Annotated in this window: 16 protein-coding genes; 8 read left to right on the top strand and 8 right to left on the bottom strand. The window is 39.2% G+C overall.

The window, feature by feature from the left end:
* Window positions 1-53 precede the first annotated feature (53 nt).
* From ABI125_14350 to ABI125_14325, 6 genes are all read left to right on the top strand, one after another.
* Entirely contained in the window at window positions 54-1034 is a 981-nt protein-coding gene (locus tag ABI125_14350) for a 2-hydroxyacid dehydrogenase (protein ID XCF05885.1), read from the top strand.
* A 24-nt stretch (window positions 1035-1058) separates the two neighbouring features.
* Window positions 1059-1514, top strand: coding sequence for a DUF1801 domain-containing protein (locus ABI125_14345; GenBank protein XCF05884.1), 456 nt, complete (start codon window positions 1059-1061; stop codon window positions 1512-1514).
* Between the two features lie 17 nt (window positions 1515-1531).
* Entirely contained in the window at window positions 1532-1903 is a 372-nt protein-coding gene (locus ABI125_14340) for a VOC family protein (GenBank protein ID XCF05883.1), read from the top strand.
* Window positions 1904-2057: 154 nt separating this feature from the next.
* Complete coding sequence (locus tag ABI125_14335; GenBank protein XCF05882.1) at window positions 2058-2444, top strand: VOC family protein; 387 nt, start codon at window positions 2058-2060, stop codon at window positions 2442-2444.
* Between the two features lie 49 nt (window positions 2445-2493).
* On the top strand, window positions 2494-3258 hold the full coding sequence (locus tag ABI125_14330; protein XCF05881.1) for a sulfite exporter TauE/SafE family protein: 765 nt from the start codon (window positions 2494-2496) through the stop codon (window positions 3256-3258).
* 106 nt (window positions 3259-3364) lie between these two features.
* Window positions 3365-3733 (top strand): TM2 domain-containing protein, encoded by a 369-nt coding sequence (locus ABI125_14325; protein XCF05880.1) that lies wholly within the window; start codon window positions 3365-3367, stop codon window positions 3731-3733.
* A 177-nt stretch (window positions 3734-3910) separates the two neighbouring features.
* Here the strand turns inward: ABI125_14325 and ABI125_14320 are convergent, their stop codons facing one another.
* Window positions 3911-4204, bottom strand: a complete 294-nt coding sequence (locus tag ABI125_14320) for a hypothetical protein (protein ID XCF05879.1) — start codon at window positions 4202-4204, stop codon at window positions 3911-3913.
* A 99-nt stretch (window positions 4205-4303) separates the two neighbouring features.
* On the bottom strand, window positions 4304-5545 hold the full coding sequence (locus ABI125_14315; GenBank protein XCF05878.1) for a glycosyltransferase N-terminal domain-containing protein: 1242 nt from the start codon (window positions 5543-5545) through the stop codon (window positions 4304-4306).
* A gap of 258 nt (window positions 5546-5803) precedes the next feature.
* Between ABI125_14315 and ABI125_14310 the strand changes: the two genes are divergently transcribed.
* Window positions 5804-6937, top strand: coding sequence for a DegT/DnrJ/EryC1/StrS family aminotransferase (locus tag ABI125_14310; GenBank protein ID XCF05877.1), 1134 nt, complete (start codon window positions 5804-5806; stop codon window positions 6935-6937).
* A complete protein-coding gene (galE, locus tag ABI125_14305) occupies window positions 6930-7949 on the top strand; it encodes a UDP-glucose 4-epimerase GalE (GenBank protein ID XCF05876.1) in 1020 nt (339 codons plus the stop codon). The genes ABI125_14310 and galE overlap by 8 nt, the downstream gene beginning before the upstream one ends.
* Before the next feature lie 55 nt (window positions 7950-8004).
* On the opposite strand, the gene lspA is transcribed toward galE, so the two are convergent.
* The 6 genes from lspA to ABI125_14275 all read right to left on the bottom strand — a co-directional run bounded on the left by lspA (window position 8005) and on the right by ABI125_14275 (window position 13565).
* Complete coding sequence (lspA, locus tag ABI125_14300; protein ID XCF05875.1) at window positions 8005-8520, bottom strand: signal peptidase II; 516 nt, start codon at window positions 8518-8520, stop codon at window positions 8005-8007.
* Entirely contained in the window at window positions 8521-9414 is an 894-nt protein-coding gene (gene fabD, locus ABI125_14295) for an ACP S-malonyltransferase (protein XCF05874.1), read from the bottom strand.
* A gap of 36 nt (window positions 9415-9450) precedes the next feature.
* Window positions 9451-10011: a sugar O-acetyltransferase gene (locus ABI125_14290; protein ID XCF05873.1), complete on the bottom strand. Its 561-nt coding sequence runs from the start codon at window positions 10009-10011 to the stop codon at window positions 9451-9453.
* Between the two features lie 18 nt (window positions 10012-10029).
* Window positions 10030-10446, bottom strand: a complete 417-nt coding sequence (locus ABI125_14285; protein ID XCF05872.1) for an SRPBCC family protein — start codon at window positions 10444-10446, stop codon at window positions 10030-10032.
* Between the two features lie 222 nt (window positions 10447-10668).
* A complete protein-coding gene (locus ABI125_14280; GenBank protein XCF05871.1) occupies window positions 10669-12225 on the bottom strand; it encodes an FAD-dependent protein in 1557 nt (518 codons plus the stop codon).
* A 419-nt stretch (window positions 12226-12644) separates the two neighbouring features.
* Window positions 12645-13565, bottom strand: coding sequence for a dihydrofolate reductase (locus ABI125_14275; protein XCF05870.1), 921 nt, complete (start codon window positions 13563-13565; stop codon window positions 12645-12647).
* Between the last annotated feature and the right edge of the window lie 157 nt (window positions 13566-13722).

Here is a 13722-nt window from a genome sequence, read left to right as displayed (position 1 = left end):
AATTTGTTCGGTGCTACATTATTTTTAATTTTGGGTTATATATAATATTCAAAATGAAAATTCTTCACTTAGATACCAATCACGAACTTATTATTAATCAACTAAACGATTTAGGCTTTCAAAACGACGAAGATTATCTTTCCTCAAAAGAAACCATCGAAAAAAAGATAGACCAATACGACGGCATTATTATCAGGAGCCGTTTTACCATCGATAAACAGTTTCTCGATGCTGCCACCAACCTGAAATTTATTGGTAGGGTAGGTGCCGGACTCGAAAATATAGACTGCGAGTACGCCGAAAAAAAAGGCGTGTATTTAATTTCAGCGCCCGAAGGAAATCGCAACGCCGTAGGTGAGCACGCCTTGGGGATGCTGCTTTCGTTATTCAATAAACTGAACAAGGCCGATGCCGAAGTGCGTTTGGGCCAATGGTTGCGCGAAGATAACCGAGGTATAGAACTCGATGGCCGAACAATAGGTGTTATAGGCTACGGAAATATGGGTAAGGCCTTTGCGAAAAAATTACGCGGATTTGATGTTGAGGTACTGTGTTACGATATTAAAGACAATGTGGGCGATGCCAATGCCAAGCAAGTGTCGTTAAAGGAATTTCAGGAAAAGGTAGATGTGGTGAGCCTAAACACACCGCAAACCCCATTAACATTGAAGATGGTAAACACCGAGTTCATCAACCAGTTTAAAAAGCCGTTTTGGTTTATTAATACGGCCCGCGGAAAAAGTGTGGTGACCCAAGATTTAGTGGAAGCCCTGCAATCGGGTAAAATTCTGGGTGCGGGACTCGATGTTTTGGAATACGAAAAAGACTCGTTCGAAAATTTATTTAAAACGCCCGATACCTCCGGAAATGTAGAAAAAGGGTTGCTTAGCGAAGTGGAAGCCACCAAAGCCTTTCAGTATTTAATACGTTCAAAAAAAGTATTGTTAACACCTCATGTTGCGGGATGGACGGTGGAAAGCAAAGAAAAACTGGCACAAACTATTGTTGATAAGATTAAGGCAAAATTTTGTTAATTTTAGGTTCGTAAAAAAGAACCGATGCAATACAACGCTACATCACCCGAAGATTACATTAGTCAAGTACCTGAAGAACGGCAGGAGGCCTTAATAGAGCTTCGTAAAGTTATAAACGACAATTTGCCTAAAGGTTTTGAGGAAGGCATCCAATACGGTATGGTCGGCTATTACGTACCGCATTCCGTTTACCCCGACGGCTATCATTGTAATCCCAAAGAACCCTTGCCGTTTATGAGTTTCGCTTCACAGAAAAATTCGGTGAATCTTTACCATAGCGGAATTTATGCCGTGCCCGAAATTCACGATTGGTTTGTGGCCGAGTATCCGAAGCATAGCAAACGCAAACTGGATATGGGCAAAAGTTGCATTCGGTTTAAAAAAGTGGACGATATCCCATTGAAATTAATTGCCGAATTGTGCCAAAAGCTAACGGTTAACGAATGGGTAAACATTTACGAAACCGCCATTAAAAAGTAACCAACAATACCAATATTATGAAATTAGGAGCATTTTCGGTAAGTCTTAATGTGAAGGATATTAAGGCATCTAAACACTTTTACGAAACCTTGGGTTTTTCGCAATTTGCAGGCGATATCGAGCAAAATTATCTCATTATGAAAAATGGCAATGCTTTAATAGGGCTTTTTCAAGGGATGTTCGAGCAAAATATTTTGACTTTTAATCCTGGTTGGGACGAAAATGCGGAAAATGTTGAGCCTTTTGATGATGTCCGTGCCATTCAAAAGCATTTGAAAAACAATAACATTAAATTGGAAAGCGAGGCCGATGAGAGCACCTCTGGTCCCGGCAGCACCGTACTTTTTGACCCCGACGGAAATACCATTTTAATCGATCAACACGTTTAATTAGTAAAAATTGAGATGGTTTAAAAGGCGTCATTCCGAACATCGTGAAGGAATCTTTTTAAATCAAGTTGTTGATTATAAGATTGCTTCGAAATGTAATTTGTCCCCAAAGACGTTAATTAAATACTTTTTAAATAACCTTTAAAGACAAGCAATGAAAAAACGAGTAACAGGCATAGGCGGATTGTTTTTTAAAACCAAAGACCCCAAGGCCACAAAAGTGTGGTACAAAAAACATCTGGGATTTAATACCGACGATTACGGTTGCACCTTTTGGTGGAAGGATGAAAAAGGTAAGGATTGCTCTACGCAATGGAGTCCGTTTCCTGAAGACACCAAATATTACGAGCCATCCAAAAAAGATTTCATGTTTAATTATCGGGTGGAGAACCTGAAGGAATTATTGGAGATTTTAAAAGCAGAAGGCGTTACCGTTGTAGGTGAAATTGAAGAATACGAATACGGAAAGTTCGGCTGGATTTTAGATAACGACGGCAATAAAATTGAGCTTTGGGAACCCGTTGACGAAGCTTTTTTGTAGTTTTGGTCAATAGTCAATAGTCAATAGTCAATAGTCAATCAAAATCCCCTTGTCTTATTTAGAAATTTTACAATCTTTTCACTTGTCGGTTTGGCAATGGTTGGCCATTGGTTTTGCCGTTTTCCTTTTGGGCTTATCGAAGTCGGGTATTAAAGGCATCGGTATTATCATCGTGGTTATTTTGGCTTTTGTGTTTGGTGAAAAAGCGTCCACGGGTGTGTTGCTGCCCATGCTTATCGCTGCCGATATTTTTGCAGTCACCTATTATTTCAAACATGTAAAATGGGATATCATTAAAAAACTAATTCCCTGGATGATTGTCGGGGTACTCGTTGGCGTGTGGGTAGGTAACGATATTTCGGAGTTGCTTTTTAAACGCATGATGGCCGTTATCATTATCGTTTCGGTGTTTATTATGTTTTATACCGAAAGGCGCTCTTCGCCCAAAGTGCCCACCAGCAAATGGTTCGGAATTATTATGGGGTTTTTGGCGGGCTTTACCACCATGATCGGGAATTTAGCGGGGCCCATTTCCAATATCTATTTTTTGGCCATGCGATTTCCGAAGAATCAATTTATTGGCACGGCAGCTTGGTTGTTTTTTATAATCAATGTATTTAAACTGCCCTTTCATATTTTGGTGTGGAAAACCGTTACTACCGAAACTTTGGTGCTTAATTCAGTACTTATCCCCTTAGTAATTGTTGGTTTTTTCTTGGGAGCAAGAATTGTTAGGTTGATTTCAAACACCCACTACAGGCGTTTTGTGTTTTTGGTTACAGCCTTGGGTGGCATTATCATGTTGTTTAGGTAGCTATCGTGTTTTCGGTTGAAGATTATTTTATTGTTTATAGGTTTATAAAGCAAACTGATTTTTTACTACATTTATAATCAATTTACTAACCAATAAAAATATTTTTATGTCTGATGAAAAAAATCTGGGCGACGACCTAAACGATATGTTGGGCGACGCCAAAGAAGGTGCAAAAAAAGCAGCCAACGAAGCTAAAGAAACCGCAGCAGAGTTTGCTAGTAATGCCAAACAAACATTTGATTCTACTGATAACAAGAAAATTTTAGCCGGAGTTTTAGGGATTCTTTTTGGAGGACTGGGTATACACAAGTTTGTGTTAGGTTACAACAAAGAAGGCGTTATTTTATTAATTGCAACCATACTTACTTGTGGTGTAGCAAGTATCATAGGGTTTATTGAAGGAATTATCTATTTAACAAAATCAGATGCTGATTTTTATAATACATATCAAGTGGGCAAAAAGCCTTGGTTTTAGTTTTTAAGACCAGTAATCAAGTAAAATAAAAAAGCCGAAAACTTAGTTTTTGGCTTTTTTATTTTACGAGAATCAAATGGGTTCAATGTTCAATAATAAAGGGGTGAGGTTCGTGTTTAAATAAAAAAACCAGTGAATATTTTCACTGGTTAATTTTAAAGTTTGCAAAAAATAGAATTATTCTTCTAATTCTTTAGCTTTATTTTCAACGGCATCGCCAGCTTCTTTAATGGCATCTCCTGTTTCTTTAATAGCGTTATCTGTTGCGTCAACAGCTTCATCCATAGCTTTTCCTGCTTCTTCTAAAGCGCCTTCGGTAGCGTCGGCAGCATCATCAGCAGCTTCTTCCATGGCATCACCGGCATTTTCAATGGCGTCTTCAATAGAGTCAGCTTTTTTAGTGTCTCTGCAAGAGGTGAAACTTAAGGCAAGTGCCACTAACATAACGGTACTTAAAAATAATTTTTTCATTGGTTTTTTCATTTTAGTGTTAATTATTAAAGTTGATGCTTAATTTAATAACTTTATTTGTTAATAATGTTAAAATTTTAACAAATAAATTTTTCAACTTCAAGTGTATATACGAAGGTAGTCGAGTATTTGGATTACGGCACCTTTATTTTTCATAATGAAAGTAGCGTTGGCCAAACCCGTTTTGCGACGTTTCGCTTCGTTATTGATTAACTTATCTAAAATGTTGTTGAGTTCTGTTTGGTTAGAAATAGAAAACATACCGCCATTGGCAATAAGGTCTTTGGCCTCGGGAAACTTGTCGTAGTTTTTTCCGATAATAACGGGTACTCCAAATACGGCAGGCTCTAAAGTGTTGTGCAGTCCGGTGTTGCCCATGGCGCCTCCAACATAGGCGATATCGGCATAATTGTAAATTTTTGTGAGTAGCCCAATGGTATCGATTATAAAAACGTTTACGCTTTTTAGGTTGGCATTGTCTTTTTTTGAAAAAAGCACGTATGGTGCTCTTAGTTGGTTTTCAATATCTTTAATATGGCTAGACTTAATATCGTGCGGTGCTATAATGAATTTTACATTTTTCGGAGCTTTGGTGTTTATGTATTCCGACAAAAGTATTTCGTCCTCTGGCCACGAGCTGCCAATAACCACGCAAAGCTGATTGCTTTTGAATTCCTCAACAAAAGGCAGGGTGTTGTCCTGCTTCAGTTGGTTTGAAACTCTGTCGAACCTTGTGTCACCGCTTACCGTAACATGGTTAAAGTTTATGGATTCCAACAACGTTTTGGACACTTCGTTTTGGGTGAAAATATGTTCGAACGCAAAAAGGGCTTCGCGCAAAGGTTTGCCGAATGGCTTAAAGTAGGCTTGGTTTTCCCTAAAGGCTGCCGAAATTAAAATAGCCCGGAGTTGATGTTTTTTAATTTCATTTAAATAGTTGGGCCAAATATCATATTTTACAAAAACAGTGAGTTCGGGTTGCAACAAGTTTATAAAACGTTCAGCATTTTTTGGGGTATCCATGGGCAGGTAGACTACCACATCTGCAATGGGTGCATTTTTCCTCACTTCGTAGCCCGAAGGCGAAAAAAAAGTCAGTATAATTTTATGTTTAGGATATTCTTTTCTGAGGACTTCAAAAATAGGAAGCCCCTGTTCGTATTCGCCCAAAGACGCACAATGGAACCACAGGGTTTTGTCGTTTGGGGTTAAGGCCGATTTTAAGGTTTTAAAGCTCTGTTTTCTGCCATCAACTCCGTTTTTAATTTTAGCATTAAATATTGAAGCACAGTGTAGTACAAAATCCGCTAAATAAATGCCTATGTTGTAAATGAAGTTCAAAATACATTTTATTTGCCGCTAAAATACATCACTTTAAATAAACAGGCCGTAAATTCCGTAGAAATCAAAAGTTTCAAATAAAATGTAATCGATGACCTTAAATAATAGCAAATGTTTGATTGTTTGTAGTCAATGATTTTTGTAGTTTTGAAAACTATTATTCTGAAAGATTTTCGGTTGAAAAGCATTTCAAATAAAGGGAAAGGCTATAACGCTTTTAAATGTCATGGCATTTGAAAGTTATAAATTTTTGAGCGCGTGAGAAAAATTCAAATGGTAGACCTAAAAGGTCAGTACAACTACATAAAAGATGTTGTTAATCCCTCAATCCACGAGGTTATTGAAACCACTGCATTTATAAACGGACCAAAGGTTCACGAATTTCAGAAAAATTTAGAGGAATATTTGGGCGTAAAGCATGTTATTCCGTGCGCCAACGGCACCGATGCGCTTCAGATTGCGATGATGGGCTTGGGCCTCAAACCCGGTGATGAGGTGATTACGGCCGATTTTACCTTTGCGGCAACTGTTGAGGTGATCGCTTTGCTGCAACTAACACCCGTTTTGGTTGATGTTAATCCAGACGATTTCAACATTAACATCGAAGCCATTAAAAAGGCCATTACACCAAAAACCAAGGCTATTGTTCCGGTGCACTTGTTCGGGCAGTGTGCTGACATGGAAGCTATAATGAACATCGCAGAAGAACACAATTTATTCGTTATTGAAGATAATGCTCAAGCCATTGGGGCTACCTACACCTATAAAAACGGAAAAAAAGTTAAAGTGGGTACTATTGGCGATGTAGGAGCGACGTCATTCTTTCCGTCTAAAAACTTGGGTTGCTATGGAGATGGTGGTGCGATTTTTACCAATAACGACGAGTTGGCCCATACCATTCGCGGTATTGTAAACCACGGGATGTATGAGCGTTACCACCACGATGTGGTAGGGGTAAATTCTAGATTGGACAGTATCCAAGCTGCGGTTTTGAATGCTAAATTGCCGTATTTGGATAGGTATAACGAAAGAAGAAATCTGGCAGCCACAAAATACGACGAAGCTTTAAAAAATATAGATGGCATTATAACACCGTTTAGGTCGGGTGAAGCTGATAATCACGTATTCCACCAATATACCTTACAGATAAAGGGGATTGACCGAGATGCGTTGGTGAAGCATTTAAACGAAAACGACATTCCGTGTGGGGTGTACTATCCCATTCCTTTGCACAGGCAAAAGGCTTATTTTGACGACAGATACAACGAAGCCGATTTTGAAGTGACCAACCAATTGGTAAAGGAAGTCATTTCATTGCCCATGCACACCGAATTGGACGACGAACAAATTGAATTTATAACTTCAACCATAATAAACTTTATAAATGGATAAAATTTTAGTTACCGGCGGCCTTGGTTTCATTGGTTCGCACACCGTTGTAGAATTACAGAGCGAAGGCTACGAAGTAGTGATAATTGACGATTTATCGAATTCTTCGGAAAACGTATTGGAAGGCATCACCGCCATAACCGGTAAAACGCCCATTTTTGAAAAGCTCGATTTAAAGGATAAAGCCGGGGTTGAGGCCTTTTTTGCAAAACACAGCGATGTAAAAGGCGTTATTCATTTTGCGGCTAGCAAAGCCGTTGGCGAAAGCGTACAAGAGCCGTTGTTGTATTATGAAAACAACATTGGTACGCTGGTATATATTTTGAAGGAATTGAAAAAATTACCGGAAGCTAGTTTTATTTTCAGTTCGTCGTGTACGGTTTACGGTCAAGCTGATGAATTGCCAATTACTGAAAATGCTCCTGTAAAACAAGCTGAGTCGCCTTACGGAAACACCAAACAAATTGGGGAGGAAATCATTCGAGATACCTGTAAAGTAACACCAAGTCTCAAAGCCATTGCATTGCGTTATTTCAACCCAGTTGGAGCGCACGAATCTGCTAATATTGGGGAGTTGCCAATCGGAGTGCCTCAAAACTTAGTGCCGTTTATCACGCAAACGGCCATAGGATTACGTGAGAAGCTGTCTGTTTTTGGAGATGATTACCCTACGCCAGATGGTACTTGCATCCGCGATTATATCCATGTGGTCGATTTAGCGAAAGCACATGTTGTGGCACTTCAACGGTTATTGGGCAATAAAAACAAATCAAACTACGAAACCTTCAATTTAGGAACCGGTAAAGGGAGTTCTGTTTTAGAAGTGGTGAAAGCTTTTGAAAAAGTATCCGGTGAAAAACTGAACTACCAAATTGTTGGTCGTCGTGAGGGCGATATTATTTCAGCTTATGCCGACACTACAAAAGCTAATAACGAATTGGGCTGGAAAACCAAGTTGACTTTAGATGATGCCATGCGTTCGGCATGGAAATGGGAACAGAAAGTTAGAGGATAGATTATATCAAATAACAATAAAAAAAGGTTGCTTTATTTTAAGCAACCTTTTTTGTTTATGCAGTTTGTGTTTTCTTTTTTCTGAAACTGACAAGAACCAAAATTATCATTCCCGTGGTGACCGAAAGATCAGCCAGATTGAAAATGCCCGTTCTAAAAACGCCGCCCAAATCAATAAACAGAAAATCGGTTACTTTTCCATAAACGATGCGGTCGTAAACGTTGGCGATACCTCCTCCTATAATGCTGGAAAAAGCAAATAACGACCACTTATCCAAGCTTTTGTCTTTTATAATATGGCGCAGTACAAACCCCAAAACCAAAATTGGAAGTACGAGCAATAAAAGAACACGCAGAGTTTCGTTCAGTTCGCTACCCATACCCAAAAAGGCACCGGTATTTTCAACGTGCATTAAAACAAAGGCATCGCCAATTAATGGAATGCGTTCGCCGGGACTAATTTCATTTCTTAACCCGACGTTGGCTCGAACCAATACTTTTGAAATTTGATCGGCCGCTATGGTTAAAACAATAACCACAATAATAAAGATGGAGCGTTTGCTGAGCTTCATTTAGTTGTTGGTTTCAAAAGTTGCAGAAACGGTTTCAGATTGGCGGTTTATTTTCTTTACCAAACCTTGTAAAACTTTACCAGGACCTACTTCTGTGAAAAGAGTAGCGCCATCAGCAATCATTTGTTGTACGGATTGCGTCCAACGCACCGGAGCGGTAAGCTGTGAAATTAAATTTGTTTTTATCGCTGCCTCATCAATCACGGCATTGGCCGTTACATTTTGATAAATCGGGCAGTTGGGTTTATTGAAAGTCGTGTTTTCGATGGCTGCCGCCAATTCTTCGCGGGCAGGCTCCATTAATGGCGAGTGGAACGCACCGCCAACAGGCAATACCAAAGCACGTTTTGCTCCTTCTGTTTTGAGAGCTTCACAAGCTTTATTGATGGCTTCAACTTCACCTGAAATCACTAATTGACCGGGGCAGTTGTAGTTTGCAGCAACCACTACACCTTCGGTAGTTGCGCATATTTTTTCAACAATATCGTCGTCCAAACCTAAAACGGCAGCCATAGTGCTTGGTTGTAATTCGCATGCTTTTTGCATAGCTAATGCACGTTGCGAAACCAATTTTAATCCGTCTTCAAAATTTAAAGTACCATTGGCTACCAAAGCTGAAAATTCCCCTAACGAATGCCCAGCAACCATATCGGGCTTAAAGCTGTCGCCTAAAGTTTTGGCTAATATCACGGAGTGCAAAAATATAGCGGGTTGGGTAACTTTTGTTTGTTTTAGGTCTTCGGCCGAACCTTCAAACATGGTATCGGTAATGGAAAAACCTAATATTTCGTTAGCTTGTTCAAACAATTCTTGAGCCAATGGTGAGTTTTCGTAAAGGTCTAAGCCCATTCCTGAAAATTGTGCCCCTTGGCCCGGAAAAATATATGCGTTCATAATGTTGTCTTTTTTGTGGAGCAAAAATAAGAATAATTAACTATTATCGATGCTTTTAATGATTTTAGCTGGATTTCCGGCAATAACCACATCATCGGGAAAACTTTTTGTAACCACCGAACCAGCCCCGACAACTACGTTGTTTCCCAAAGTCACCCCAGGACAAATGGTACTGTTGCCACCAATCCAAACGTTATTACCGATTTTAATGGGTTTGGCAAATTCTTTTCTGCTATTGCGTGCTTTGGATTCTATGGGATGCGTGGCTGTATAGATTTGCACATTGGGAGCGAACATGCAATTGTCGCCAATTGTCACTTCAGCAACATCTAAAATGCAGCAGTTAAAGTTCATGAATACGTTTTTGCCTGCTTTGATGTTCGAGCCATAATCACAGAAAAATGGCGGTTCTACAAACAAGTTTTCCCCAGCTTCACCAAAAATTTCATAAAGTACTTTGGTGCGTTCCTCCAAGTGCTCTTCACTTAAATGGTTGAATTTATGAAATAACAAACGCACTTTTTGGCGTTCGGCCATTAATGTGGGGTCCGACGGACTGTACATTAACCCGGCGAGCATTTTTTCTTTTTCGGTCATGGGTGTTTTTTGAGGTTTCTATTTCGATTCGGCGTAAGCCTTAAAGTTATTGAGGATGGCTTGCCAACCATCACGTTGCATGTCAACAGGATTCATATTTTCGGCTTCAAATACAACGCTTACTTTGGTTTTTCCGTTTTCATCCTTAAAATCGATGTTCACTGTTCTGCCGTCTTCAATGGTATAGACGATTTTTTTGAATTCTGAAATAATGTTGTAAGTCGCCTCAAAATCAAACCCAAAACTGCCATCTTTGGCTTCCATTCGGGATTTCATTTTTCCGTTTACTTTTAAATCGATTTCAGCTTTTGGGCAATGCCAATCTTCTGAAGCAAAATTCCAGTTAACAATGTGCTCTGGCTGATTGTAGTATGCCCAAACTGATTCAATCGGTCTGTCGATTGTAGCTTCAATGGTGATTTTTTCGTGTGCCATTTTTTATAACATTTTATTTATTGAAACGCAGTTCTATTTAATAATTGCTGGTTGAGGGTCATTCCGAATTTATTTCGGAATCCCATCATGTTAATTTAAGCAATTTAATGAGAACCTGAAACAAGTTCAGGTTGACGAAAGTCCCCTTGTTTATGATGAAATTGGAGAAATAAATCAACTTTAATTCTAGTTGGTTTCCAGCGGATAAAAGATATAAAAAATTTACATGCTCCCAACAGCCGCTTCGGCACAACGTTCGCCATCCATAGCCGCCGAAACTATGCCTCCAGCATAGCCAGCACCTTCGCCACAGGGGTAAAGATTGGTAATTTGTAAGTGCGCTAATTTTTCATTTCTGGGGATGGAAACCGGTGATGAGGTTCGCGATTCTACCCCAACAATATTGGCTTCGTGGGTGTAGTAACCTTTCATTTTTTTTCCGAATGCATCAAAACCTTTTCGCAATCGGCTGCCAATCAATTTGGGTAATAATGAATGTAAAGGTGAGGAATTTAATCCCGGTTGATACGATGAATCGTTTAAGCTGTTCGATAGTTTGCCTTCTACAAAATCGGTGAGTCGTTGGGCGGGTGCGGTTTGGCTTCTTCCGCCAGCGGTAAAGGCCAATTTTTCTAAATCCTTTTGGTATTCCAAACCTTTTAAAACGCCGAATTTTTCATATTTGAGAAGATCTTTATCCACATTAATTTCAACCACGATGCCCGAATTGGCGTAAAGGTTATTCCGTTTGGATGGCGACATCCCGTTGACCACCACTTCGCCGTTGGCGGTTGCTGCCGGAACGATAAATCCACCGGGGCACATGCAAAAAGAGTACACGCCACGGTTATTGACTTGCTGCACTAAACTATACGAAGCTGCTGGCAATAATTCTGAACGTTCACCCGAACAATGGTATTGAATGGAATCGATAATGTGTTGCGGATGCTCGACACGAACGCCCATTGCAAACGATTTGGCTTCTATAGCCACTTCCTTTTCGTGGAGCATATAAAAGATGTCGCGCGCTGAATGTCCCGTAGCTAAAATGACTTTATTCACATCCAATTCATCACCATTTTTTAATAGAATGGATTGTATTTTGTTTTCCCGGATTTTAAAGTCGGTAACACGGGTTTCAAAATGAATTTCGCCACCGTAATTTAAAATAGTCTCCCTGATGTTTTTAACTACTTTGGGGAGTTTATTGGTGCCAATATGCGGATGAGCATCTACCAAAATTTGATCGGTGGCGCCATGATAAACCAAGTTTTCGAAAATACGGCGTACATCACCACGTTTCAGGCTTCGGGTGTACAGTTTGCCGTCGCTATATGTGCCGGCACCGCCTTCGCCAAAGCAGTAATTGGAGTCTTCGTTTACGAAATGGTGCTGGTTAATGGCCCGTAAATCGCGACGACGGTCTTGTACGTTTTTGCCGCGCTCCAAAACAATGGGCTTGAATCCCAATTCGATACAACGCAGGGCAGCGTACATTCCCGCCGGACCAAAACCAATGATATGAATGGGTTTTGCGTTTGAAACGTCCCTATAATCGAACTGGTATCCGGAAGTTTGGGGAACGTCTTCGTTGATAAAAACAGCGACTTTATAGTTGAAAACGATATTGGGTTTTCGTGCGTCAATCGACTTTCGAAGTACTTTAATGCCCGAAATATCAGTTTGGTTTATCGCTAATTTTTCAGCAGATTTTACCAGAAGAATATTGCTGATTTCTTCCTCTTTTAAGCTAACCCGAAGCTGAATGTCTTTTATCATACTGCAAAAATACTTGAATTTTTTATTCCGAAATTCACAAAAACTGAATAAAAATTCATGGATAAATGGAGTGACCAATGGTGTGAAACTTTTATTACAACAAAACTTAGTTTTACGGAATTATTAAGAGAAAAAGTTTTTGGTTTATGGTTATCCGAAAAAATACTTAGTAATAATAAAAAGTTGAGTCTTTAAGGTTATATATTCTTTTCTAAACCTATTGATAGCTTGTTAAAATCTACGGTGTTCTATAAACTACTGCCAATTTTAAAAATTAACGATTGAAAGAGTTAGTGGGAAAACGTTATGAAGCAATTTAGTTAATCTAAAAACCGAATTCGGCATTTTCCACATAATCCCATCAAATCCTGTAAATCATTATACTTTAAAAGTAACAGTAAATCAAATTTAGTAGTAACCTATTTCCTTTCGTAAGTAATGAACGAAAACTCGAACTCGTTATCGCTGTCTTTTTTATGGAAGGTGTTGTTGGTTTCTTTCCAAACGCTAAAGTCTATTTCGGGGAAAAAGGCATCGGCCTCAAAACTTCCGTGTACACGAGTGAGCTCGATTTTATCTGCAATGCCCATGGCTTGTTTGTAAATTTGGCCGCCGCCAATAATAAATGGTTGTTTGTCACTTTTAGAGGCATCAATGGCATCTTCCAAACTGTTTACAATAATAACACCGTCGGGCGCTTGGTAATCGGCTTGTCGTGTAATCACCACGTGTATTCGGTTGGGTAAAGGTTTTGGGAAGCTTTCAAAAGTTTTGCGTCCCATAATAATATGGTGTCCGCTGGTTAAGGCCTTAAAACGTTTTAAGTCGTCGCTTAAATGCCAAATGAGTTGGTTGTCTTTTCCAATGGCATTATTTTCGGCTGCCGCAGCAATAATGGTCAATGTCGATTTCTTTTTAATCGAGGGTTTTGGCTTAGTTTCGTTATAGACCTCGCTTTTGGCCAAAAGGGTTTCTTCCTTTACAAGCCCCTGTTTTATTTTTTCAATACGGTCTTGCTGTTTGGCCACAAGCTTTTCAAGTTGTTGCTTTTCCCATGCTTTTCCCATGAATTTGTGCGTTACAAAAACATTAAAAAGGTGGTACAAAAAGAAAAATAGCCATAACAGGATAGCGAACAAAAACCATTCTTTACCAAAAAGGGTAACATCTTCACCAATACCCAAAACAGTATTGGCTACAATTAAAAATATGGCACCGATTAAAAACAATACAAAATGAACATAAAGGCGTTTTTTTTGCTTGATGCGTTTTTGGGCATTTTCAATAAGCTCTAACTGCTCTTTGTCTATTTGCGGACTGGATTTTTTCTTTCCGAACATATCTAAATCTATAAGGGTTGTAAAGTTAAAGTCTTTTTTGGTGAAAGCATAATGATTGTGCAAATACAGGAAAATAAAGTGACGATTAATATTGTATAAATTTAAATAGTCTGAAAATCAGTGCGAAACGTAAAAGTTTAGGTTGCTGATAATATAA

Source organism: Tamlana crocina (genome assembly GCA_040429635.1).
Taxonomy (GTDB): domain Bacteria; phylum Bacteroidota; class Bacteroidia; order Flavobacteriales; family Flavobacteriaceae; genus Flavisericum; species Flavisericum crocinum.
Note: the sequence above shows the minus strand (reverse complement) of the source record. Positions and strands in the feature narration are given on the sequence as shown.